Origin of the sequence: Micromonospora sp. WMMB235 (assembly GCF_001855515.1) — a bacterium.
Lineage (GTDB): Bacteria > Actinomycetota > Actinomycetes > Mycobacteriales > Micromonosporaceae > Micromonospora > Micromonospora aurantiaca.
In genome coordinates this window covers 2117324-2140446 of the sequence record NZ_MDRX01000001.1, presented here as the reverse complement: position 1 = coordinate 2140446, position 23123 = coordinate 2117324, and the positions used below count along the sequence as shown (strand labels likewise).

Annotated in this window: 20 protein-coding genes; 15 read left to right on the top strand and 5 right to left on the bottom strand. The window is 74.5% G+C overall.

Going from position 1 to position 23123, the window contains the following annotated elements; translation table 11 throughout:
- Positions 1-48: 48 nt before the first annotated feature.
- Positions 49-891 (bottom strand): peptidylprolyl isomerase, encoded by an 843-nt coding sequence (locus BFV98_RS08560; RefSeq protein ID WP_013474875.1) that lies wholly within the window; start codon positions 889-891, stop codon positions 49-51.
- Positions 892-985: 94 nt separating this feature from the next.
- Positions 986-1855, bottom strand: coding sequence for a peptidylprolyl isomerase (locus BFV98_RS08555; protein ID WP_013474876.1), 870 nt, complete (start codon positions 1853-1855; stop codon positions 986-988).
- Positions 1856-2091: 236 nt separating this feature from the next.
- On the opposite strand from BFV98_RS08555, the gene BFV98_RS08550 reads away from it, so the two are divergent.
- The 3 genes from BFV98_RS08550 to BFV98_RS08540 are packed head-to-tail and all read left to right on the top strand — an operon-like array spanning position 2092 to position 5185.
- Positions 2092-2811, top strand: coding sequence for an MBL fold metallo-hydrolase (locus BFV98_RS08550; protein ID WP_071095755.1), 720 nt, complete (start codon positions 2092-2094; stop codon positions 2809-2811).
- Positions 2812-2851: 40 nt separating this feature from the next.
- Complete coding sequence (hisS, locus tag BFV98_RS08545; RefSeq protein ID WP_071095753.1) at positions 2852-4192, top strand: histidine--tRNA ligase; 1341 nt, start codon at positions 2852-2854, stop codon at positions 4190-4192.
- A 51-nt stretch (positions 4193-4243) separates the two neighbouring features.
- Entirely contained in the window at positions 4244-5185 is a 942-nt protein-coding gene (locus tag BFV98_RS08540) for an acyl-ACP desaturase (RefSeq protein ID WP_071095751.1), read from the top strand.
- Positions 5186-5289: 104 nt separating this feature from the next.
- Here the strand turns inward: BFV98_RS08540 and BFV98_RS08535 are convergent, their stop codons facing one another.
- Positions 5290-5790: a PaaI family thioesterase gene (locus BFV98_RS08535; protein ID WP_013285476.1), complete on the bottom strand. Its 501-nt coding sequence runs from the start codon at positions 5788-5790 to the stop codon at positions 5290-5292.
- Between the two features lie 56 nt (positions 5791-5846).
- Here BFV98_RS08535 and BFV98_RS08530 point away from each other — a divergent pair, with 56 nt between their 5' ends.
- Complete coding sequence (locus tag BFV98_RS08530) at positions 5847-6323, top strand: helix-turn-helix domain-containing protein (RefSeq protein ID WP_071095749.1); 477 nt, start codon at positions 5847-5849, stop codon at positions 6321-6323.
- Between the two features lie 202 nt (positions 6324-6525).
- A complete protein-coding gene (locus BFV98_RS08525; RefSeq protein WP_013285478.1) occupies positions 6526-7575 on the top strand; it encodes a S1 family peptidase in 1050 nt (349 codons plus the stop codon).
- Positions 7576-7634: 59 nt separating this feature from the next.
- Here the strand turns inward: BFV98_RS08525 and BFV98_RS08520 are convergent, their stop codons facing one another.
- A complete protein-coding gene (locus BFV98_RS08520) occupies positions 7635-8333 on the bottom strand; it encodes a DUF998 domain-containing protein (RefSeq protein WP_036310672.1) in 699 nt (232 codons plus the stop codon).
- Positions 8334-8482: 149 nt separating this feature from the next.
- Between BFV98_RS08520 and aspS the strand changes: the two genes are divergently transcribed.
- The 4 genes from aspS to BFV98_RS08500 all read left to right on the top strand — a co-directional run bounded on the left by aspS (position 8483) and on the right by BFV98_RS08500 (position 13193).
- Complete coding sequence (aspS, locus tag BFV98_RS08515) at positions 8483-10288, top strand: aspartate--tRNA ligase (RefSeq protein WP_030271027.1); 1806 nt, start codon at positions 8483-8485, stop codon at positions 10286-10288.
- A gap of 64 nt (positions 10289-10352) precedes the next feature.
- Positions 10353-11162, top strand: coding sequence for a sugar nucleotide-binding protein (locus BFV98_RS08510; RefSeq protein WP_030271028.1), 810 nt, complete (start codon positions 10353-10355; stop codon positions 11160-11162).
- A 61-nt stretch (positions 11163-11223) separates the two neighbouring features.
- Positions 11224-11847 carry a helix-turn-helix transcriptional regulator gene (locus tag BFV98_RS08505; protein WP_013474882.1) on the top strand — a complete coding sequence of 208 codons (624 nt, stop codon included), beginning with the start codon at positions 11224-11226 and terminating at the stop codon, positions 11845-11847.
- Positions 11844-13193, top strand: coding sequence for an MFS transporter (locus tag BFV98_RS08500; RefSeq protein WP_030271030.1), 1350 nt, complete (start codon positions 11844-11846; stop codon positions 13191-13193). Before BFV98_RS08505 ends, BFV98_RS08500 begins: the two co-directional genes overlap by 4 nt.
- Before the next feature lie 87 nt (positions 13194-13280).
- Here BFV98_RS08500 and BFV98_RS08495 read toward each other — a convergent pair whose 3' ends face one another.
- The gene (locus BFV98_RS08495) at positions 13281-14021 is read right to left on the bottom strand and encodes a GNAT family N-acetyltransferase (protein ID WP_030271031.1); all 741 of its coding nucleotides are present in this window, start codon (positions 14019-14021) and stop codon (positions 13281-13283) included.
- A 132-nt stretch (positions 14022-14153) separates the two neighbouring features.
- Here BFV98_RS08495 and BFV98_RS08490 point away from each other — a divergent pair, with 132 nt between their 5' ends.
- The 6 genes from BFV98_RS08490 (at position 14154) to alaS (ending at position 23037) form a co-directional block, all read left to right on the top strand.
- Positions 14154-14366, top strand: coding sequence for a hypothetical protein (locus BFV98_RS08490; RefSeq protein ID WP_013285485.1), 213 nt, complete (start codon positions 14154-14156; stop codon positions 14364-14366).
- Between the two features lie 74 nt (positions 14367-14440).
- Positions 14441-15931 carry a replication-associated recombination protein A gene (locus tag BFV98_RS08485; RefSeq protein WP_030271033.1) on the top strand — a complete coding sequence of 497 codons (1491 nt, stop codon included), beginning with the start codon at positions 14441-14443 and terminating at the stop codon, positions 15929-15931.
- A gap of 2864 nt (positions 15932-18795) precedes the next feature.
- Entirely contained in the window at positions 18796-19413 is a 618-nt protein-coding gene (locus BFV98_RS33060) for a hypothetical protein (RefSeq protein WP_013285489.1), read from the top strand.
- A gap of 146 nt (positions 19414-19559) precedes the next feature.
- Positions 19560-20021, top strand: coding sequence for a DUF948 domain-containing protein (locus BFV98_RS08475; RefSeq protein WP_013285490.1), 462 nt, complete (start codon positions 19560-19562; stop codon positions 20019-20021).
- 32 nt (positions 20022-20053) lie between these two features.
- Positions 20054-20359, top strand: a complete 306-nt coding sequence (locus BFV98_RS08470) for a hypothetical protein (protein ID WP_013285491.1) — start codon at positions 20054-20056, stop codon at positions 20357-20359.
- The gene (alaS, locus tag BFV98_RS08465; RefSeq protein WP_013285492.1) at positions 20356-23037 is read left to right on the top strand and encodes an alanine--tRNA ligase; all 2682 of its coding nucleotides are present in this window, start codon (positions 20356-20358) and stop codon (positions 23035-23037) included. The genes BFV98_RS08470 and alaS overlap by 4 nt, the downstream gene beginning before the upstream one ends.
- Positions 23038-23123 lie beyond the last annotated feature (86 nt).

Genomic DNA, 23123 nt, shown 5'->3' with positions numbered 1-23123 from the left:
CGCCGGCTGCGATCAGCCGGCGGGCGCTTCGTCGTCGTACGGGTGCGGTCAGCCGCCCTGGACCGGGCTCATCGTCACCTTGGTCATGGTGATCTCCTTCTTCGGGTGACCACCGCCGGCCTGCTTGGCGAACGCGCCGTCGTCACCGGCCGCGGCGACCTGCTTCACCACGTCCATGCCGCCGGTGATGGTGCCCAGCACCGTGTAGTTCGGGTCGAGCGGCGAGTCGCCGTACACGATGAAGAACTGGCTGCCCGTGCTGCCCGGCTGGCCGGAGTTGGCCATCGCGATGACACCCTCCGGGTACGGCGGGCGCTTGTTGGTCGGCAGGTTCTCCTCGGCCAGGTTGTAGGACGGGCCGCCGGTGCCGTCGGTGTCCCGCCAGCCCTTGCCGGTGGCGCTCGGGTCGCCGCACTGGAGCACCTTGATGCCCTCGGTGACCAGCCGGTGGCACTTGGTGTTGTCGAAGAAGCCCTTCTCCGCCAGGTGCGTGAAGCTACCGGCGGTGCAGGGCACGGCGGCACGGTCGATCTTGGCGGTGATCGGGCCCAGGTTGGTGTCGATGGTCATCGTCTGGGTGCCCTTGCCGGACTGCTGGGTCGGCGGGAGGCCGACGTCCTTGATCTGCGGCGGACGGCCCTCCTTGGGCACCTCCGTGTACGCGCACTGGACGGCCCCGGCGGCGGCGGTCGTGCCGCCCTGCTTGTCGTCGTCGTCGCCGAGCGCGGCGACGAGCCAGACCGTGCCGGCCACGACGAGCACCAGCACCGCCGCGGCCCCGACGATCGCCTGGGTCTGCCGGCGCTTGCGGGCCCGGCCGGCCCGTTCCGCCATCTCCCGCTCGAGCTTGGCCCGCGCCGCCGCGCGCTGGCGGTCTCTGGTGGACGTCACGGTCACTCCTCACCTGCTGCGTATGGGGTCGGCGCGCGCGCCGCCGGTCACGTGTGGGTCACCGGCGGCGGGGCCGCCGGATCGGGTTGTCGGGTCAGCCCGCGCTGGCGCTGGGCGACGGCGCGGGACTGCCGGCCGGCGCCGCGCCGGGCTCGCCGACTGTGACGCTCTGGACCAGCACCTGCGTCTTCGGCTTGACCTTGGCGCCGTTGCCATTGTCCACCGTCGGCATGGCGCCGATCTTCTCCACCACGTCGAGCCCACCGGTGACCTTGCCGACCACCGAGTAGGCCGGCTTGGCCGGGCTGGCGTCCTTGAAGAAGATCAGGAACTGGCTGCCGTTGCTGCCGGGCGGGTTGCCGATCATGGCGACGGTGCCCTTCGGGTACGTCGCCGGCTGCCCGGGCGCCGGCGAGGCCGACGGGCTCGGCTCAGGCGCGGCCGGGACGTTCTCGTCGTAGAACGAGTAGGTCGGGCCGCCGAGCCCGGTGCCGGTCGGGTCACCGCAGCGCAGCGCGCCCTCGGCGGTGATCTCGTGGCAGGTGGTGTTGTCGAAGAACGACCGGCCGGCCAGGTAGCTCAGGCTCGCCGCGCCGCACGGCGCGTCGGTCTGGTCCAGCTCGACGGTGATCGGCCCACCCTGGTTGGTGGTGATCGTCATCGGGCGGGTGCCGGAGGTGGGCAGGCCCGTGGTGGGCGGCTGGCCGACGTCCTTGAGGTTGGTGTTGACGGCGCCGTCCTCCGCGCTCCAGAGGCAGACGTCCTCGGCGGCCTTCTTCTCCGGCTCGGAGTCGAACGCGCCGAGCGCCCAGGCGGAGCCGGCCACGATCAGCACGAGCACCACCGCGGCGCCCACGCCGGCCCGGATCTGCCGGCGGCGCTTCGCGACCGCCGCCCGCCGGGCGAGTTGCCGGTCGAGCTTGGCGCGCGCCAGTTTGCGCTGCCGGTCCCTGCTGGAAGCCACGCGCGCTCCCCTTCCTCTGCCTGATCGCCGCCGGCGCCGGGCGCCGTCCGCCGTTCCGATCGGGGTGCGCCACGCCACACGCCCGCCAGAGTGTACGGGTAGCGACTGTGAATGTGGTGTACGAGGTCCCGCCGTCTCAGCCCGGCCGGGGCGGACCGGGCCGGTGGCGGACGGAACTCGCCGGCCGCTACGACTAGGCTGCAGGCAGACGACGACCGGACGGAAAGGGGAGCGACGTGCTCGTGGCCGGCTTTCCCGCGGACGCCTTCGGCACCAACTGCTACGTGGTGGCGACCGGGCCGGGGGAGCAGTGCGTGGTGGTCGATCCCGGCATCGGGGTGCTCGACCGGCTCGACGCCGTGCTCGCCGAGCACCGCCTGCACCCGGCCGCCGTGCTGCTCACCCACGGCCATCTCGACCACACGTTCTCCGTCGCCCCGGTCTGCGGCGCGCGGGGCATCCCCGCCTACGTCCACCCGGACGACCGGGAGCTGCTGGCCGACCCGAGCAAGGCGCTGTCGATGGACCTGACCCAGCTGTTCGGCGGCCGGCTGCCGTACGCCGAGCCGGACGACGTGGCCGAGCTGACCGACGGCGCGACGCTGTCGCTGGCCGGGTTGGAGATCACCGTCGACCACGCCCCCGGCCATACCGGCGGGTCGATGCTGTTCCGGTTGCCCGGCGCCGGCTCGCGCTGGGAGGCGGAGCAGATCTGCCTCTCCGGTGACGTGCTGTTCGCCGGCTCGATCGGCCGCACCGACCTGCCGGGCGGCAGCATGCCCCGGATGCTGTCCAGCCTGCGGGACAAGGTGCTCCCGCTGGCCGACGACACAGTCGTCCTGCCCGGCCACGGCCCCGCGACCACGATCGGCCGCGAGCGCGCGACCAACCCGTACCTCGTCGAGGTGGCGGGCACCGGCGGCGCGCGCCCGGCCGCGCCCACCCGAGGCCTCTAGACCCTCACCCGCGCCCGCGCGGGTTCTCAAGGAGTTCGTGATGAGCAAGCCCACGCCCATTTCCGGCTTCCCGGAGTGGACCACCGCCCAGCGGATGATCGAGCAGTTCGTTCTCGATCGCATCCGCGCCACGTTCGAGCTGTACGGCTTCGCGCCACTGGAGACCCGCTCGGTGGAGCCGCTGGATCAGTTACTGCGGAAGGGGGATACCGCAAAGGAGGTCTACCTGCTGCGCCGGTTGCAGGCCGACACCGACGGCCCGGCCGGCGACGACGCGCTCGGCCTGCACTTCGACCTGACCGTGCCGTTCGCCCGCTACGTGCTGGAGAACGCCGGCAAGCTGCAGTTCCCGTTCCGCCGCTACCAGATCCAGAAGGTGTGGCGCGGTGAGCGTCCGCAGGAGGGCCGGTACCGGGAGTTCCTCCAGGCCGACATCGACATCGTCGACCGGGACACCCTGCCGGCCCACTACGAGGCGGAGATGCCGCTGGTCATCGGCGACGCGCTGCGGTCGCTGCCGATCCCGCCGGTGCGCATCCAGGTCAACAACCGCAAGATCTGCGAGGGGTTCTACCGGGGCATCGGGCTGACCGACGCGGAGGCGGCGCTGCGCGCCGTCGACAAGCTCGACAAGATCGGCCCGGCCGGGGTGACGGAGCTGCTGGCGAGCACCGCCGGGGCGAGTGAGGCGCAGGCCAAGGCCGTGCTGTCGCTGGCCGAGATCTCCGCGCCGGACGCCTCCTTCGCCGACGCGGTGCGCGGCCTCGGGGTGAGCGACCCGCTGCTGGACGAGGGCGTCGCGGAACTGACGGCCGTGGTGGAGACCGCCGCCGCGCACGCGCCCGGCCTCTGCGTGGCCGACCTGCGCATCGCGCGGGGCCTGGACTACTACACGGGTACGGTCTACGAGACGCAGATGATCGGCTACGAGCGGTTCGGCTCGATCTGCTCCGGCGGCCGGTACGACAACCTGGCCAGCTCGGGCAACGTCCGGTTCCCGGGGGTGGGCATCTCGATCGGGGTGACCCGGCTGCTCGGTCTGCTGTTCGGCGCCGAGGCGCTGTCGGTGTCCCGTTCGGTGCCGACCTGCGTGCTGGTGGCGGTCACCGCCGAGGAGGACCGGGCGGCCAGCGACGCGGTCGCGGCGGCGCTGCGGTCGCGCGGTGTGCCCACCGAGGTGTCCCCGTCGGCGGCCAAGTTCGGCAAGCAGATCCGGTACGCCGAGCGGCGTGGCATCCCGTACGTCTGGTTCCCCGGCGCGGACGGCGACGAGGTCAAGGACATCCGTTCCGGCGAGCAGGTGCCCGCCGCGGCGGGGGAGTGGACGCCGCCCCGGGCGGACCTGAAACCGCTGGTCGGCCCGGCCGGCACTGGCGCCTGACGACGTTTCGACCTACGGTGGCGTAAGTTACGCCACCGTAGGGAGAACGTCGTGACCGTGCTCAGCCAGACCGCTCTGCTCACCGAACTCGAGCCGGTGGTCGAGAAGAACCTCGACCGCCACCTGTCGCTGGCCAAGGAGTGGTTCCCGCACGAGTACGTGCCGTGGAGCGAGGGCCGCACCTTCGACGGTCCGCTGGGCGGCGAGGCCTGGTCGCCGGAGGACTCGACGCTGCCCGAGGTGGCGCGTACCGCGCTGATCGTCAACCTGCTCACCGAGGACAACCTGCCGTCGTACCACCACGAGATCGCCACCCTGTTCGGGCGCGACGGCGCGTGGGGCACCTGGGTGCACCGGTGGACCGCCGAGGAGGGGCGGCACGGCACGGCGATCCGCGACTACCTCACGGTGACCCGGGCGGTGGACCCGGTGGCGCTGGAGCGGGCCCGCATGGTGCACATGTCGGCGGGCTACCAGAACGTCCACGACCAGGAGATGCTGCACTCGCTGGCGTACGTGTCGTTCCAGGAGCTGGCGACCCGCATCTCGCACCGCAACACCGGCCGGGCCACCGGCGACCCGATGTGCGAGGCGCTGCTGGCCCGGGTGGCCGCGGACGAGAACCTGCACATGGTCTTCTACCGCAACCTGCTCGGCGCGGCGTTCGAGCTGGCGCCGTCGCAGGCGATGCGCGCCGTCGCCGACGTGCTGGCCAACTTCCAGATGCCGGGTGTCGGCATCGACGGCTTCGCCCGCAAGTCGGTGGCGATCGCGCTGGCCGGGATCTACGACCTGCGCCAGCACCGCGACGAGGTGGTGATGCCGGTGCTGCGCCAGTGGAACCTGTTCGAGGTGACCGGCCTGAACGCCGACGGCGAGGCCGCCCGTGACCAGATCGCCGCCCACCTGGAGACCCTGGAGAGCCAGGCGTCCCGCTTCGAGGACCGCCGAGCCGCCCGAGCCGCCCGCGTATCCGCGACGACCCAGGCCTGACCCCTCCTCTCCCGCGCGATCTTGCACTTACGGCCCCCGCATCTGCCGCGAAACCGGCGCAGCGGGGGCCGCAACTGCAAGATCGCCGAGAACGAGCGGGGCGGTCAGGGGAGGGGGAAGATGAGGCAGGTCGAGGTGGCGTGGGCTACCAGGCGGCCGGCCGGGTCCGTGAGGCGGGCCTCGGCCAGGGCGGTACGGCGGCCTCGCTGGAGCACCGTGCCCTCACACCGCAGCGTGCCGGTGTCGACGGTGACCGGGCGCAGGAACTTCACGTTGAGGTCCAGCGACGTGTAGCCGACGCCGGCCGGCAGCGTGGTGTGCACGGCGCACGCCGCGGCGGTGTCCAGCAGCGTGGAGATGACGCCGCCGTGCACGGTGCCGAGCGGGTTGTAGTGGAACTCCTGCGGCAGCAGCTCGACCGCGACGCGCCCCTCCTCGGCCTCCATCCGGGACATGTCGACGAGGTGCATGATCGGCGGCGCGTCCAGCTCGCCGGCGATCATCGCCTGCATCAGCTCCAGGCCGCTGCGCCGGCCCAGGTGCGCGGCGCCGGCCGCCGGGTCGGACCAGGTGAACGTGCGGGTGCGCTCCTGCGTCTGCGTCATGGACTCAGCCTCGCAGCGCGTTGCTGAGTCTGTCAATCAGACCTAGCCTGGTCGGCATGAGACCCGCGGCACTGGACTGGTCGGTGGAGAACTGCACCATCGCGCGCGCCATGGAGATCCTCGGCGAGCGGTGGACCCTCGTCGTGCTCCGCGAGGTCTTCAACGGCGTACGCCGGTTCGACGACATGCGGGTGCGGACTGGCATTCCGCGCCAGGTGCTCACGAACCGGCTCGCCATGCTCGTCGAGCGCGGTGTGCTGCGCCGGGAGCCGTACCGCGAGCCGGGCAGCCGGCCGCGCCACGAGTACCGGCTCACCGAGATGGGGTTGGACCTGTGGCCCGTGCTCGTCGCGGTGCTCGGCTGGGGTGACCGCTACCTGGCCGACCCGGAGGGCTCGCCGCTGAGCGTGGCGCACCGTGACTGCGGCGCCGAGGTCCGGGTCGCCTTGCGCTGCGGCGAGGGGCACGAGATCACCGAGGCGCGGGACGTGCTGCCCCGCCCGGGTCCGGGCGCCCGTCGCCGTACGCCCTGAACCGGCTCTGACAGATGATGTCGATGTTGTTGCTCCGGCGTTACATCGGGCGCGGGTGCGAATCCGGGCAAAGTCATGTCTTGCTTACGATCTTAAATATGTGAATACTTTGGGCACCCGGGCGGTTTCCCCAGGTCGCCCGGGTTGTCCTCGGGCGCGCCCCCATGACAGCGCCCGTTCACCCCCATTCGGAGGTTGTTACATGCGACCCACGAGGTCCACGCTCCGCCGCGCCGCCGCAGTCGCCGTCGCCGGCACCCTGGTCACCGGCTCGCTGCTCGGCGCACCCGCGCAGGCCGCCCCCACGGCCCTCTCGCCGGACGCCGCCGCCACCCTCGTCGAGAAGCTCGGTGCCCGCGCGGCCGGCACGTACGCCGACGCCAGCGGCAAGATGGTCGTCACGGTGACCGACACCGCGACCGCCCGCCAGGTGCGCGCCGCCGGTGCCATCCCGAAGATCGTGGCGCGCGGCGCGGACAAGCTCAACGCCGCCACCAGCGAGCTGGAGCGCTCCGCCAAGATCCCCGGCACCGCCTGGTGGACCGACCCGGCCACGAACCAGGTCGTCGTCTCCGTCGACAGCACCGTCACCGGCGCCAAGCTGGAGCGGGTCAAGGCCGCCGCCGCCCGTCACAACGGCGCGATCCGCATCGAGGCCGAGGCCGGCACGCTCAGCACCCGGATCTCCGGCGGCCAGGCCATCTACGCCGGCGGCGGGGGCCGTTGCTCGCTCGGGTTCAACGTCCGCAGCGGCTCGACCTACTACTTCCTCACCGCGGGTCACTGCACCAACATCTCGTCGAGCTGGTACAGCAACTCCGCGCAGACCAGCCTGCTCGGCACCCGGACCGGCACCAGCTTCCCGGGCAACGACTACGGCATCGTCCGGCACAACAACTCGGCCAACGCGGCCGGCAACGTGTCGCTCTACAACGGCAGCTTCCAGGACATCACCTCGGCCGGCAACGCGTACGTCGGCCAGTCCGTCCGCCGTTCCGGCAGCACCACCGGCCTGCGCAGCGGTAGCGTCACCGCCCTCAACGCGACCGTGAACTACGCCGAGGGCAGCGTCTCCGGCCTCATCCGCACCAACGTCTGCGCCGAGCCGGGCGACAGCGGCGGCTCGCTGTTCGCCGGCACCGTCGCGCTCGGCCTCACCTCCGGTGGTAGCGGCAACTGCCGCACCGGTGGCACCACCTACTTCCAGCCGGTCACCGAGGCCCTCAGCCGCTACGGCGTGAGCGTCTTCTGATCCACGCACCGCTGTGAACGGGCCGCCGGGTGACCGGCGGCCCGTTCCGCGTACCCGTCTCAGGTGCCTGCCCCGAGGCGGCCCGGACCGACCGGCGGGCCGTCCGGGCGGGGCGGGTCCGACGGCCGGACCGTCCAGTGCCGGTGGGCCCGCCGCGCCGACAGCACCGCCGCCAGCGGCCAGAGCGTCACCGCGAGCGCCGCCACCCGCTCGGCCAGCCCGGTCCGGGAGCCGCCCGTCACCTCCGCCACCGACCAGCCGAACAACGCCAGCAGCACGGCCGTCACGGCCAGCGCCACCGGCCGGCGGAACGCCCACGGCGGCCGGCCCGCCGGGGAGGCGGCCACTTCGCGCGGCACCCTGCGGGGCAGCCGCAGCGCCGACCCGGCCGGCCAGAGCGCCAGCGCGAGCACCGCCACGGTGGCCACCACCCCGTGCGCCGGGGAACCGCCCACCTGCGGCCGGGGGAACGCGATGAGCGCGACGGTGGACACCCCGCCGACCGCCAGCAGGAAGCGGCTCGGCAGCCCGGCGGCGTGCAGCGCGGCGGCGGTGGCGCAGTAGCAGCAGCCGAGCAGCACCAGCGCGCCGGCCATCAGCCACGGATCGGTGGCGCCCTCACCGGCCAGCTCGCTGATCGTGTCCCGCACCGGGTCGTACCCCGGCCCCTGGCGGGCGCCCGCCACCGTCCAGCCCGCGACCAGCAGCGCGGGCGCGGCGGCCGCGGTGACGACGGCCCAGCTCGGTACGGCACGCACCCGGCCACGGTAGACCGCCGGACCCGGCCCGCACGGCGCTTTCGCCACCGTCGGGGCGGACCGGCTCGACGGGTGCCCGGGAGCGGGCCCGCCCGCCCTGACAGAATGCGGGGGAGCAGTGAGTGGACCAGATTGAGGAGACGCCAGCCGTGATCCGTACCCACAATGCCGGAAGCCTGCGCGCCGCGGACGCCGGCTCGACGGTGACGCTCGCCGGGTGGGTGGCCCGCCGGCGCGACCACGGCGGTGTCATCTTCGTCGACCTGCGCGACGCCTCCGGCGTCGTGCAGGTGGTCTTCCGCGAGGAGGACGCGCACGCGCTGCGAAACGAGTTCTGCGTCAAGGTCACCGGCGAGGTGACCCGCCGCCCGGAGGGCAACGAGAACCCGGACCTGCCCACCGGCGAGGTCGAGGTGACCGCGTCCGAGCTGGAGGTGCTCTCCGAGGCCGCGCCGCTGCCGCTGCCGGTGGACGACCAGATCGAGGCCGGCGACGACATCCGGCTCAAGTACCGCTACCTGGACCTGCGCCGGGGCGGCCCGGCCAAGGCCATGCGGCTGCGCTCGCGGGCCAACCAGATCGCCCGCGGCGTGCTGCACGAGCGGGACTTCCTGGAGATCGAGACGCCGACGCTGACCCGCTCCACCCCGGAGGGCGCCCGCGACTTCCTGGTGCCGGTGCGGCTGCAGCCGGGCAGCTGGTACGCGCTGCCGCAGTCGCCGCAGCTGTTCAAGCAGCTGCTGATGGTCGGCGGCATGGAGCGGTACTACCAGATCGCCCGCTGCTACCGCGACGAGGACTTCCGCGCCGACCGGCAGCCGGAGTTCACCCAGCTCGACATCGAGATGTCGTTCGTCACCGAGGACGACGTGATCGACCTCGGCGAGGCGATCGTCTCGGCGCTGTGGAAGGACCTCGCCGGCCACGAGATCGCCCGGCCGATCCCGCGCATCACCTGGCACGACGCCATGTCCCGCTACGGCTCCGACAAGCCGGACCTGCGCTACGGCGTGGAGCTGACCGAGCTGACCGACTACCTGCGCGGCACCGAGTTCCGGGTGTTCGCCGGCGCGATCGACGCGGGCGGCTACGTCGGCGCGGTGGTCATGCCCGGCGGCGCGTCGCAGACCCGCAAGGAACTGGACGGCTGGCAGGACTGGGCCAAGGCGCGCGGCGCGCGCGGCCTGGCGTACGTGGTGCTGGACGCCGAGACCGGCGAGGCGCGCGGCCCGGTGGCGAAGAACCTGTCCGAGGCGCACCTGTCCGGCCTGGCCGACGCGGTCGGCGCGAAGCCCGGCGACGCGGTCTTCTTCGCCGCGAGCACGAACACCCGCGAGGCGCAGGAACTGCTCGGCGCGGCCCGGATCGAGATCGCCAAGCGGGCGAACCTGATCGACGAGAGCGCCTGGGCGTTCTGCTGGGTCGTGGACGCGCCGATGTTCGAGCGCACTGACGAGGGCGGCTGGACCGCCGTGCACCACCCGTTCACCTCGCCGAACGCCGAGTGGGTGGACCGGTTCGAGGAGGCACCGGACCGGGCGCTCGCCTACGCGTACGACATCGTCTGCAACGGCAACGAGATCGGCGGCGGCTCGATCCGTATCCACCGCGGCGACGTGCAGCAGCGGGTGTTCGACCTGCTCGGCATCACCGCCGACGAGGCGCAGGACAAGTTCGGCTTCCTGCTGGAGGCGTTCAAGTACGGCGCCCCGCCGCACGGCGGCATCGCGTTCGGCTGGGACCGGGTCTGCATGCTGCTGGCCGGCGCGGACTCGATCCGCGAGGTCATCGCGTTCCCGAAGACCCGGGGCGGCTTCGACCCGCTGACCGGCGCGCCCACCCCGATCACCGGGCAGCAGCGCGCCGAGGCCGGCATCGACGCCAAGCCGAAGGCGCCGGCCGGCCCGCACGCCGGCACCGCCGGCCCGGCCGCGCCGGTGGCCGACCCCACCTGATCCTCGCCTCGTCGAAGGGCCCGCGTCATGATGACGCGGGCCTTTTCGATCTTCAGGGGGACTGATGCGTCTGCTCGTGGTGGGAGCCAGCGGGTTCCTCGGCGCCGAGGTGTGCCGGCAGGCGGTCGCCGCCGGGCACCGGGTGGCCGGCACGTACCACTCCACCGCCGTCGCGGTGCCCGGCGTCGCGCCGCACCGGCTCGACGTGACCGACCGCGCCGCCGTGCGCGAGCTGCTGACCCGGGTACGCCCCGACGCCGTCGTCGCCACCCCCTACCGGTACGACGACTGGGCGGTCACGGCGGACGGGGCGGCCCACATCGCGGTCGCCGCCGCCGAGGTGGGCGCCCGGCTGGTGCACCTGTCCAGCGACGCGCTGCACGCCGGGCGCCCGAAGCCGTACGCGGACGAGGACGTGCCCACGCCGCTGCACCCGTACGGGGCGGCGAAGGCGGCGGCGGAGACGGCGGTGCGGGCGGTGGATCCGGGCGCCGTGCTGGTGCGGACGTCGCTGATCGTGGGGAAGGGCAGCAAGCAGATCCAGCTCTGCCGGGACGCGCTGGCCGGCCGGGCCACGTTGTTCACCGACGAGCTGCGCTGCCCGGTGCACGTCGCCGACCTCGCCGCCGCGGTGCTGGAGCTGGTGCCGGGCGACTACGCCGGGCTGCTGAACGTGGCCGGGCCGGACGCGGTGAGCCGCGCCGAGCTGGGCCTGCTGGTGGCCCGGCACGACGGGGCGGACGCGGGCGGGCTGCGGACGACCACGATCGCCGCCGCCGGACTGCACCGTCCGGGCGAGGTGGTGCTGGACTCCAGCCGTGCCGCGGGGCTGCTGCGGACCCGGCTGCGCGGGATCACCGAGCTGTACGGCTAGTTGCACAGATTCTTTGCAAGCGTCTTGTGCACGGAAAGTGTGCACAGATATTGTGCATCTCATGGAGGAGAAGAAGCGGCCCGAGGAACGCGCCGTACGCATCGACCACCGTCAGGTTCGCGCGCTGGCCCAGCCGCTGCGCATGCGGCTGATCGGGGCGCTGCGCGTGGCAGGCCCGTCCACCGCCACCGCCCTGGCCGAGATGCTCGGCACCAACAGCGGCGCGACCAGCTACCACCTGCGCCAGCTCGCCGAGGTCGGTCTCGTGGTCGAGGACCCCAACCTCGGCACCGGCCGGCAGCGCTACTGGCGGGCCGCGCACGACGTCACCAACTGGGAGTCGAGCGACTTCGACGACGACCCCGACTCGCGGGCCGCGATCGAGTGGCTGGAGGCCGACTACGTCCGCTTCTTCGCCGGACACGCCGAACGCTGGTTCGCCCAGCGGCACCAGTGGGGACCGGCCTGGCGCGACGCGTTCGGCATGGGCGACTTCTTCATGCGGATCCCGGTCTCCCGGCTCGAAGCGATCAAGGAGGAGGTCTTCGCGCTCTTCGAGCGGCACCGCGACGAGACCGACCCCGACGATCCCGACGCCGAGACGGTCCAGCTCTACCTCGCCGCCCTCCCGATGGACGCGGCGTTCCCGCGGCCCGCCCCGCCGTCCACCGAGGAGAAGCCGTGACCGCGCTGTCCGTACGCCAGATCCGGTTCCGCTACCTCACGCTGTACGGCCTGCGCTGGCTGCCCAGCGGCCTGCTCATGCCGGTGATGATCCTGCTGATGCAGGAACGCGGGCTCACGCTGTCGCAGATCGGCCTGGTCGCCACCGCGCAGGGCCTCGTCGTGCTGGCGCTGGAGCTGCCCACCGGCGGCTTCGCCGACGCACTCGGCCGCAAGCCGGTGCTGGTCGTCGCCTGGGTGCTCGGCCTGGGCTCGCTGGCGCTGATGGCGGTCGCCGACTCGTTCTGGATGTTCTTCCTGGTCTGGGCGTTGCAGGGCGTCTACCGGGCGCTCGACAGCGGCCCGATGGAATCCTGGTACGTCGACGCCACGCTCGCCGTCGACCCGAAGGCCGAATACGAGCGCGGCCTCGGCTGGGCCGGCACCGTGATCGGTGTCGCGATCGGCGCGGGCGCGCTGCTCAGCGGCGGCCTGGTCGCGCTCGGCCCGGTCGGCCCGGTCAGCGCGCTGGCCCTGCCGGTGATCGTCGCCGCCGTGCTCCAGGCCGTCTCCATCGTGGCGCTGCTGGCGCTGATGGCGGAGCGGCGGCCCGCGTCCGGCCCGGCCGCGCTGCGCGCCTCGGTGGTCGACGCGCCCCGGATGGTCGGGCAGGCCGTCGGGCTGCTGCGCCGCAACCGGGTGCTGGCGGCCCTGGTCGCCGTCGAGCTGTTCTGGGGCTTCGGCATGGTCACCTTCGAGTCGCTGCTCCCGGTACGCCTCGCCGACGTGCTCGGTGACCCGGACCGCGCGGCGGCGCTGCTCGGCCCCGCCGGCACGGCGGCCTGGCTCGCGAACGCCGCCGGTGCCGCGCTCACCCCGTTCCTGCTGCGCCGCCTCGGCGCGGCCCCGGCCGCCGCGCTGATGCGCATCCTGCAGGGCGTGACGGTGGTCGGCATGGGCCTGCTGGCCGGCCCGGTCGGTGTGCTCATCGCGTACCTGGCCTGCTACGCCGTGCACGGCGCGTCGAACCCGCTGCACATGGGACTGCTGCACCGGCAGGTCGACGGCCCGTACCGGACCAGCGTGCTCTCGCTGAACTCGATGGCCGCCCAGCCGGCCGGCGCGCTCGGCGCGGTGACGCTGACCGCGCTGGCCGACGCCACGAGCGTCAGCATCGCCATGGTCGTCGGCGCGGTGATGCTCGCCGTGGCCGCGCCGCTCTACCTGCCGGCCTGGCGGGCCGCCCGCCGTACCCGGCAGGACGTCACCGTGGAACCGGAGTCGACGGTAGGCGGCCCCGGCCACGCCGGCCCGCCCCTCGACGCGGCCCCCGCGGTGGCCGCGCCCGCTCCCGCCGGCCGCGACTGATCCGACCGGCCGGGTGGAACGCCATGGGTGTCTCGGACGTCGTTCGACACCCATGGCGTTCCACCCACGCCGTCGGGGCGTCGCGCGTCAGGCGAGCTCGACGGAGGTGCGGCGTTCGGCGGCGGTGAAGCCGAGCCGGCGGTACAGCCGGATCGCGCCCACGTTGTCCGGGTAGACGCCCAGCGCCACGGCGTCGTACCTGCCGAACAGGGCGCACGTCATCCCGGCGGTCAGCGCCGCACCCAGCCCTCGGCCGCGATGCTTCGGTGCGACAGTCAGCCCGGCCAGGAAGCCGATGTCGCCGCGGCTGCGGTCGGCGCCGCAGGCGAGCAGGCGGTCACCGTCGCGGATGCCGTACCAGTCGACGATGCCCGGCTCGCCCGGCCGCGACGTGGTGGCCGGGAACGCCTCCTCGATCAGCGCGGCCAGGGCGGGGTGGTCGGCCTCGGTGAGGCGTACCACCCGCTCCTGCTCCGGCTGGTGCGGCGGCGGGCCGGTGGCCCAGAGGAGGTCCCACTCGGTCAGCCGGGCCACCGGCAGTCGCGCGGCCACCTCGTCCGGATCGGCGTGGGACAGGTTGACCGACTGACCGGCCCGCAGCGTCCCGTCCGCCCGCTGGGCGGCGAACACGTCGAGCGCCGGGCCGGGGGCGCCGACCGCCCCGCCGGCCGACCAGCCACCCGGTGGCAGCAGCCATCCGACCGCGCCGTCGTGCCGCCATCCCCGTACGGCCCCGCCGCGCCGGAGCGCGTGCCGGGCGTACGGGTGGTGGCCGGCCGCGGCGAGCAGCCCCTCCCGTTCGGTCAGCGACTCGTCGACCGTGATCATTCCGCCAGCGTACGACCATCCCCGCTGGTACCGAGGGCCGAGGCACCGCCTGTTCCACGGTGGAGATTGACGAACAGACCGATTGGGTACATCCGTCGCCGACCTGCTGGGAACCCCCACCGGAGGAACGACATGCTCGCCATTCTCGCGGCCATCGTGTTCGGCTTCGCGCTGCTGCTCGACTTCATGAACACCGACCTCGGCGCGCCCGATCTGTTCAGCACCACGACGCTCATGCTCATCGGCTTCCTGCTGCTCTCGCTCTACCTGGCCGGGGTCGGCTCCGGCCCGCGCGGCGGCGGTGGCGGCCGGTGGTACCGGGGCCGGCGGCCGGGTCGCGGCTGACCGGAAAAGACCACCCGGGTCGGGGCGGCGGCGCGATTCCGGCGTCGTCGGCCCGGCCCGGTACTGTCTTCGTGATGGAATCGGACGCCCTCTTCACCCTCGGCGAGCCGGCCGGCGCACCCGCGGGCGCGGGCGGCGCCGACGGCTTCACCGACACCCGGGCGGACTCGCCCCTGCCGGTGCGGATGCGGCCGGCCGGCATCGACGAGCTGGTCGGGCAGGAGCACCTGCTCGCGCCGGGGGCGCCGCTGCGCCAGCTGGTCGAGGGCGCGGCGCCGATGTCGGTGATCCTCTGGGGGCCGCCGGGCAGCGGCAAGACCACCATCGCGCACCTCGTGGCCCGGGCCACCGACCGGCGGTTCGTGGCGATGTCCGCGCTCACCGCGGGCGTCAAGGACGTCCGCGCCGTGATCGAGACCGCCCGCCGGCAGCGCCGGTCCGGCGGCCCGCCGACGGTGCTGTTCATCGACGAGGTGCACCGGTTCAGCAAGACCCAGCAGGATTCGCTTCTCGCCGCGGTCGAGGACCGCACTGTCACGCTGCTCGCGGCGACCACCGAGAACCCGTACTTCTCGGTCATCTCGCCCCTGCTGTCGCGCTGCGTGCTGCTCACCCTCCAGGCCCTCGACGACGACGACGTACGCGGCCTGCTGCGCCGCGCGGTGGCCGACGAACGCGGGCTCGGCGGCGCGCTGGTCCTGGCCGAGGAGGCGGAGGACCACCTGGTCCGGCTCGCCGGGGGCGACGTGCGCAAGGCGCTCACCGCGCTGGAGGCGGCGGCTGCCACCGCGACCGCGCTCGGCACCGGCCGGATCGACCTCGCAGTGGCCGAACAGGCGGTCGACGTGGCAGCGGTGCGATACGACCGCGACGGCGACGCCCACTACGACGTGACGAGCGCGTTCATCAAGAGCATGCGCGGCTCGGACGTGGACGCGGCACTGCACTGGCTGGCCCGGATGGTGGTGGCCGGGGAGGACGCCCGGTTCATCGCCCGCCGGCTGGTGATCTTCGCGAGTGAGGACGTGGGAATGGCCGATCCCACCGCGCTGACCGTGGCCACCGCGGCCGCCCACGCGGTCGAGTACGTGGGCCTGCCGGAGGCACAGCTGAACCTGGCCCAGGCGGTCATCCACCTGGCCACCGCGCCGAAGTCGAACTCGGCCACGACAGCGATCGGCGCCGCCGTCGCCGACGTACGCGCGGGTCGTGGCGGCGCGGTGCCGCGCGGGCTGCGCGACGCCCACTACTCCGGCGCGCGGGGCCTCGGCCACGGCGCCGGCTACCGCTACCCGCACGACGACCACCGGGGGGTGGTCACCCAGCAGTACGCTCCGGACGACCTCGTCGGAACCGACTACTACCAGCCCAGCGGGCACGGCGCGGAGCGGGCGGTGGCCACCCGGCTGCCGCTGTTGCGCCGGATCGTGCGCGGGCTGCCGGCTCCGGCGACCCGGGCGGAGGCCGGCGCCCCGGCCGCCGCGAACGGGGCCCGGGTGGGGGGCGGCGAGCAGTCCAGCGGGGCGAGTGAGGGCGGCAGCGACGCCGCCGAGGGGGGTCAGTAGTGATGGCGCGTGGTCCGGAGCGGCCGGCGGACGGCCCCGACGAGCGGCGCGACCCGCGCGGCAAGGGCCGCCGGTGGGGACGCGGCCGGGCCGAGCCCGAGCTGGACCCGACTGTCGTCGGCGAGGAACTCGGCTGGATCGACGACCTGCGCACCGCCAAGCAGCAGGGCGGCGAACTCGGACCGGACGGGGGCGTGCCCGCGCCGCGGCCCGACGCCGATCCGTCCTGGCCGGACGGCGAGCCGTCCCGGCCACCCCGCCCGGCCGCCGCACCGGGGCCGGGCCCCGGCATGCCACCCGGCGGCCGACAGGCTCCGCGGCCCCCGGCACCGGGCTCCCCGCCGCCCTCGACCGGTCAGCCGGTTCCGCCACCCTCGCCCGCCGGCCGGCCCGGTACTCCGCCGGCCGGCGCGCCCCAGACTCCCGGCCGGGCCGTTCCGCCCCCGGCTGCCGCACCGCAGACTCCCGGCCGGGCCGTTCCGCCGCCCGCCGCGCCGCACACGCCCGGCCGGCCCCATCCGGGCGGGCCCGCTCCGGTCGGCCGAACCGACCCGACGCTGCCGCCCGTGACCGGCCGTCCGGGTCCGGCTGCGCCCCCGGCCCCCGGTCGACCGGGCATGGACACGCCTCCGCCGCCGGGACGGTCCGGCGTGGACACCGCCCCGCCGTCCGGCCGGCCCGGCGTGGACATGCCCCCGGCCCCCGGGCGTCCGGCCGCGGACACGCCGCCGGGGGCCCGCCCACCGGTCGTGGACGCGCCCTCCGGCGGTGGCCGTCCCGGCCCGGAGACGCCGCCCGGTGGTGGCCGGCCCGGTCCGCGTCCGCCGGTCATGCGCCGTCCCGACACGCCCGGTCCGGCCGCGCCGCCGGTGCGCCCCGGCGGTCCCGAGACCGGTGCCCCACGCCGGCCCGGTGACGGCCCCTGGCCGGGCGGCCCCGAAGCCGGCGCCCCGCGCCGCCCCGTCGACGGTCCGTGGCCCGGCGTGCCCGAGGCGCCCCGTCCGGCCGACGCGCCGTACCGCCGCCGCGTGGACGGACCCACCGGCCAGCAGCCGCCCGTCGCCGGCACCCGCGTCCCGCCCGCTGCGCCGCCGCCCGGCCGGGCACCCGCCGCCCCGGGCCGCCCGCCCGCCGACGGCGACAGCCGCGTACCGCCGACGCCCCGCGGCCGGCACGGAGCGGGGCCCGAGGCCCCGCACCAGGCCGATCCGACGATCCCGCCGCCGTCCGCCGGCCGCCGGGCCCGGCCGGACGACACCGCCGGCATCCAGCCGGTCTCCGGTGGTGCCCGCCGGGCGCGCGCCGAGGACGCCGACGCCGTCCAGCCCGTTCCGGGGGGACGCCGAGCGCGCCCCGATGACGTGGCACCCGGCACCCATCCGGTCTCGGGGGCGGGCCGCCGGGCCCGTACCGACGACGTTCCGCCCGGTACCCGGCCGGTCTCCGGTGCAGGCCGCCGGGCCCGTGCCGACGACGTTCCGCCCGGTACCCGGCCGGTCTCCGGTGCAGGCCGTCGCGCCGCGCCGGAAGGCGTCGTACCCGGCGGGCCGGCCGGACGAGCCGTTCCGGACGCCGCCCCGGTCTCCGGTGGCGGGCGACGCGCCCGGCACGACGAGCCCACCGGCGGCCACCACGTGCCCGCCCCTGGCGGCGGAACCGCAGCCGTGCCCACTCCGGGCACCGGCCGGTGGGCCGCCCCGGACCGCTCCCCGGTCGTACCGCGCAGCGGAAACGCGCCGGACCTGCCGGGCGCGCCCGTCTCCGGCAGCCCGGCGACCGGCCCGACCCCGCCCGCCGGCCGCCGCGGCGCGCCCGTCGGCCGCGGTGCCGCGCCTGACGGCCGCCGGACCGCGCCCGACGAGCCGGGCGGTACCGGCGTCGGCGCCGAGACACCCGGTCGCCGGGCCGCCCGTGACGACGCCGGTGAGCCGCGGCCGCAACGGCCCGACCGGCCCGCCGACTGGCTGCGGCAGGCGGGTCGCACGCCACACACCGACCCCGCCATGCCGGTCACCCGCCGCCCGGCCGGCGCTCCGGCCGACCAGCCGTCCGGCCGTTCCGAAGCGCCCGCCGGCCGGGCCGGCGTCGCCGTCCCGCCGGTGCGTCCCGAGCCGGGTACGCCGTCCCGGCGGCCCGGACCGCCCGGCCCCGACGTGCCGGCGCGCGCCGAACCGGCGGTCCGCCCCGACCAGCCCGGCCCGGTCGTGCCCCCGGCCCGGCCTCAGCCGTCCGACCCGTCGCCCGGTAGGCCCGGCCCGGCCCGCGGCGCGGCCCGCCCCGGTGTCGCGCCCACTCCCGGCCCGCGCGGCGACGTCGAGCGCACGGGTGGGATTCCGGCCGGCGGTGGCCGTCCCGGTGGTGCCCCCGCGGGTCCGGCCGGTCCCGGTCCGCGTGGTGACGTCGATCGCACGGGGGGGATTCCGGCCGGCGCCGGCCGCCCCGGAGCCGGTCCGGCTGGACCCGGTGGCGACGGACGCGGGGTGGCACGCCCCGACGACACCCGGCCCGGTGCCGGGCCTCGTCCGCCGGTGGCCCCCGGTGCCAGAGGGCCGGCAGGCGACGGCCCGGTGCCGCCCGGTGCCCCGGTGACCGCCCGCGCGGCAGCCGGCGTGGCCCGCCCGGTCGCGCCGGACGAGCGGACCACCGGACGGGCGACGCCACCCGGAGCGGAGCCGGACCGGACCGGACCGGGCAACGCGGCGACACCGGCGGCGGCCCGGGCGGCTGTGGTCGTACCCCCGGGGGAGCCCGCGGGGCCACGGCCCGCTGCGGGCGGCGCGCCGCGGCCCGGCGGTCCCGGACCGGACGACAGCGGCGCGGAGGCCGGTGGTCTGCGCGGCGCCCGGTCGGAGCTGCGCCGGCAGATGCGCGAACGCAGCCGGCTGCGGCTGGGCATCCTCGCCCTGGTCAGCCTCGTGCTGCTCGGTGCGGTGCCGCTCTACTTCGGGATGCGTACGCTCAGCCGCGACCCGGTCTTCGACACCCTCGACGCGCTCGCCGTGCCCGCCTGGGCACAGAGCAACACGGTCGACAACGTCAGCGGCAGCCGCTGGTGCCTCCAGGACTGCCGCCTCCGTGAACGCTCCGTCGAGTCGGAGCAGGGGTGGAAGGAGACCGTCGCGGTCTACGAGGAGGCGCTGGCCGGGGACGGGTGGCGGCGCTGGAAGGTCGACCGTTGCCCGGACGAGAAGGTTCCTGGTAGCTACACCTGCTGGCGCCGGGACGAACTCACGCTCGACCTGTGGGTGCGCGACCGCACCTGCACGCCCCCGCCGGTGGACGGGGCGCCCGCGCCGACCGCGCCGCCCGCGCCCGCAGCGGCGGAGTGCACCGGCTCGTTGGTGTCGGTGAAGGTGCGCAACGCGATCGACGACGAGCGCACCGGACCGACGCCGACCACCGATCCGTCACTCACCGGTGAGGATCCGTACCCGACCCTGACCGACGACCCGCTGGGCGAGGCGACCCCCTCACCGTCGTGAGCCGACTTTCATCACGGACGGTAGGGTCTGGGGCTGGCACGCCCGTCCGTGCCCGGTGACCGGGTCGGCGTGGCGCGAAGTGGGTAGGTACGGTCGCGCGTTCCGGGGCGTCGGGTTCCGGGACACTGCTTGAGGAGGACTTTCGCGTGAGTGGTGGAGAGATCGCTGCGCTGATCGCGGCCGGCGCGTTCCTGATGCTGGTGCTCGTGCTGGCGGTGCCGATCCTGCGGTTGCGGCACACCGTGGACGCGACGACCCGCATGATCACCGATGTGAACGAGCGCACCGCGCCGCTGCTCGGTGACGTGAACACCACTGTGAAGAACGTCAACGTGGCGCTGGAGCAGGTGCAGACCTCGCTGGACGGGGTGAACCTCCAGCTCGCCAAGGTGGACACCATGACCAGCCACGCGCAGAACGTCACCGCGAACGTGGCGAACCTGGCCACCGTGGTCTCCGCCGCCGCCGCGAACCCGCTGGTCAAGGTGGCCGCGTTCGGGTACGGCGTGCGCCGGGCCGCCTCCGCCCGCCGGCACGCCGAGACCGAGCGCGAGGTGCGCGACACGATCAAGCAGCAGCGTCGCGCCGCCAAGCGCGGCAACCGCTGACCCCGGCCGGCGTACGCGGGAAGGATGAGAACATGAGGCGGTTGTTCTGGCTGGGCATCGGGCTGGCCGTGGGCGTCCTGGTGGTGCGCAAGGCCACCCGGACGGCGCAGGCGTACACCCCGGCCGGCATCGCCAGCGGGCTGTCCGAGTCCGCCGGTGGTCTGGTCGAGTCGCTCCGGGCGTTCGTGGACGACGTCCGGGTCGGCATGGCCGAGCGTGAGCAGGAGATCCACGAGGCCTTCGCCCGCGGCGAGGTGTACGACGACCAGTTCGCCGAGCTGCGGGAGGACCCGCGTATCGGTGACCGAGAGATTTTCCCGGAGGACCACCAGCGATGAAGACGGCGGAGATCAAGCGGCGGTTCCTCGCCCACTTCGAGGCGAACGGGCACACCGTGGTTCCGTCCGCTCCGCTGCCCGCCATCAGCGACCCGAACCTGCTGTTCATCAACGCGGGCATGGTGCAGTTCGTGCCCTACTTCCTGGGCCAGCAGACCCCGCCGTACGCGCGGGCGACGAGCGTGCAGAAGTGCATCCGGACGCCGGACATCGACGAGGTCGGCAAGACCAGCCGGCACGGCACGTTCTTCCAGATGAACGGCAACTTCTCCTTCGGTGACTACTTCAAGTCCGGGGCGATCCCGCTCGCCTGGGACCTGGCCACGAAGCCGGTCGAGGCGGGCGGCTTCGGGCTGGACCCGGAGCGGATCTGGGCCACCGTCTACCTGGACGACGACGAGGCGTACGACATCTGGCGGGCCACCGGCGTGCCGGCCGAGCGGATCGTGCGCCGCGGCAAGGCCGACAACTTCTGGTCGATGGGCATCCCCGGCCCGTGCGGCCCGTGCTCCGAGCTGTACTACGACCGCGGCCCGGCCTACGGCCGCGAGGGCGGCCCGGAGGTCGACGAGGACCGCTACCTGGAGTTCTGGAACCTCGTCTTCATGCAGTTCGAGCGCGGTCCGGGCGTCGGCAAGGAGGACTTCCCGATCCTCGGTGACCTGCCGGCGAAGAACATCGACACCGGCATGGGCCTGGAGCGGATGGCCTCGCTGCTGCAGGGCGTGGACAACCTCTACGAGATCGACGAGGTCAAGCCGATCCTCGACAGGGCCGCCGAGCTGACCGGCAAGCGCTACGGCGTGCACTCCGGTCACGCGGCCAACGAGTCGCACCCGGACGACGTACGGCTGCGGGTGATCGCCGACCACGTGCGTACCTCGCTGATGCTCATCGGCGACGGGGTGACCCCGTCGAACGAGGGCCGGGGCTACGTGCTGCGGCGGATCATGCGCCGGGCGATCCGGGCGGTGCGGCTGCTGGGCTACCAGGACCGGGCGCTGCCCGAGCTGCTGCCGGTGGCCCGCGACTGCATGGCGCCGTCGTACCCGGAGCTGGCCGAGGACTTCGGCCGGATCTCCCAGTACGCGTACGCCGAGGAGGACGCGTTCCTGGCCACGCTGCGCGCCGGCACCACGATCCTGGACACCGCCATCGCCGAGACCAAGTCGGCCGGCAAGGCGGCGCTCTCCGGCGACAAGGCGTTCCAGCTGCACGACACGTACGGCTTCCCGATCGACCTGACCCTGGAGATCGCCGCCGAGCAGGGGTTGCAGGTCGACGCGGAGGGCTTCCGCCGGCTGATGGCCGACCAGCGCAGCCGGGCCAAGGCCGACGCGCAGGCGCGCAAGACCGGGCACACCGACGTGTCGGCGTACCGGTCGGTGCTCGACGGCGGCGGTCCGGTGGAGTTCACCGGCTACACCGAGCTGAGCCGGGAGTCGCGGGTACGCGCGCTGCTGTCCGGCGGCGCCGCGGTCTCGGCGGCGGTCGAGGGTGACACGATCGAGCTGGTGCTCGACACCACCCCGTTCTACGCCGAGGGTGGTGGCCAGCAGCCCGACCAGGGGCTCATCACTGTGGGCGGCGGCCAGGTCGAGGTCTTCGACGTGCAGCAGCCGGTGCCCGGCCTGATCGTGCACCGGGCCAAGGTGGTGCGCGGCGAGGTGCGTTCCGGGGAGACCGGGTACGCCGAGATCGACGTGTCCCGCCGCCGGGCGATCTCCCGCTCGCACACCGCCACGCACCTGGTGCACCAGACGATGCGCAACTTCCTCGGTGAGTCGGCGACCCAGGCGGGTTCGCTGAACGCGCCGGGCCGGCTGCGGTTCGACTTCAACACCCCGACGGGTGTGGCGCCGAGCGTGCTGCACGACGTCGAGCAGCAGGTCAACGAGGTGCTGCTGGCCGACCTGGAGGTGCACGCGTTCGTCACCAGCCAGGAGGAGGCCCGGCGGATCGGGGCGATGGCCCTGTTCGGCGAGAAGTACGGCGAGCGGGTCCGGGTCGTCGAGGTCGGTGACTACGCCCGCGAGCTGTGCGGCGGCACGCACGTGGCCCGCTCCGCCCAGCTCGGCCTGGTGAAGATCCTCTCCGAGGCGTCGGTGGGTTCCGGCGTACGCCGGATCGAGGCGCTCGTCGGCATGGACGCGTTCGGCTTCCTGGCCCGTGAGCACCTGCTGGTGTCCCGGCTGGCCGAGCTGTTCCGGGTGCCGGGGGAGCAGGTCGCCGACCGGGTGGAGCAGACGGTCACCCAGCTGCGCGACGCGGAGAAGGAGCTGGAGAAGCTGCGCGCCCAGCTCGTGCTCGGCGGGGCCGGCGCCCTGGCGGCGCAGGCGAAGGATGTGCGCGGCGTCGCGTACGTCGGCACCGAGGCGCCGGAGGGCGCGGCGGCGAACGACGTGCGGACCCTCGCTCAGGAGATCCGGGGCCGGATCGACGCGGCCCGCCCGGCTGTGATCGCGGTGGCCGCCCGGGCCAACGGCAAGGCGTCGCTCGTGGTGGCCGTCAACCAGGCCGCCCGGGGGCGGAACCTGAGCGCGAAGGACCTGGTCAAGGCGGCGTTCTCCGGCCGGGGCGGCGGTAGCGACGACCTGGCCCAGGGCGGCGGCCTGCCCGCGACGGAGGCGCCGAACCTGCTGGTCACCGTCGAGCGGGCGGTCGCCGACGCGGCATGAGCGAACGCACCGAGCGGAGCGAGGGCCGTGAGGGCATGCCCAGCCGGCACGGCATGAGTGCACGGATGTACGCCAGGGCGGACCAC

What these genes read in the sequence shown, in the direction of transcription:
- hisS (WP_071095753.1), top strand. Translation starts at nt 2,852, where the DNA reads ATGAGCAAGCCCACGCCCATTTCCGGCTTCCCGGAGTGGACCACCGCC.
- BFV98_RS08535 (WP_013285476.1), bottom strand. Translation starts at nt 5,790, where the DNA reads ATGACGCAGACGCAGGAGCGCACCCGCACGTTCACCTGGTCCGACCCG.
- BFV98_RS08530 (WP_071095749.1), top strand. Translation starts at nt 5,847, where the DNA reads ATGAGACCCGCGGCACTGGACTGGTCGGTGGAGAACTGCACCATCGCG.
- BFV98_RS08525 (WP_013285478.1), top strand. Translation starts at nt 6,526, where the DNA reads ATGCGACCCACGAGGTCCACGCTCCGCCGCGCCGCCGCAGTCGCCGTC.
- BFV98_RS08510 (WP_030271028.1), top strand. Translation starts at nt 10,353, where the DNA reads ATGCGTCTGCTCGTGGTGGGAGCCAGCGGGTTCCTCGGCGCCGAGGTG.
- BFV98_RS08505 (WP_013474882.1), top strand. Translation starts at nt 11,224, where the DNA reads ATGGAGGAGAAGAAGCGGCCCGAGGAACGCGCCGTACGCATCGACCAC.
- BFV98_RS08495 (WP_030271031.1), bottom strand. Translation starts at nt 14,021, where the DNA reads ATGATCACGGTCGACGAGTCGCTGACCGAACGGGAGGGGCTGCTCGCC.
- BFV98_RS08490 (WP_013285485.1), top strand. Translation starts at nt 14,154, where the DNA reads ATGCTCGCCATTCTCGCGGCCATCGTGTTCGGCTTCGCGCTGCTGCTC.
- BFV98_RS08485 (WP_030271033.1), top strand. Translation starts at nt 14,441, where the DNA reads ATGGAATCGGACGCCCTCTTCACCCTCGGCGAGCCGGCCGGCGCACCC.
- BFV98_RS33060 (WP_013285489.1), top strand. Translation starts at nt 18,796, where the DNA reads ATGCGCGAACGCAGCCGGCTGCGGCTGGGCATCCTCGCCCTGGTCAGC.
- BFV98_RS08470 (WP_013285491.1), top strand. Translation starts at nt 20,054, where the DNA reads ATGAGGCGGTTGTTCTGGCTGGGCATCGGGCTGGCCGTGGGCGTCCTG.
- alaS (WP_013285492.1), top strand. Translation starts at nt 20,356, where the DNA reads ATGAAGACGGCGGAGATCAAGCGGCGGTTCCTCGCCCACTTCGAGGCG.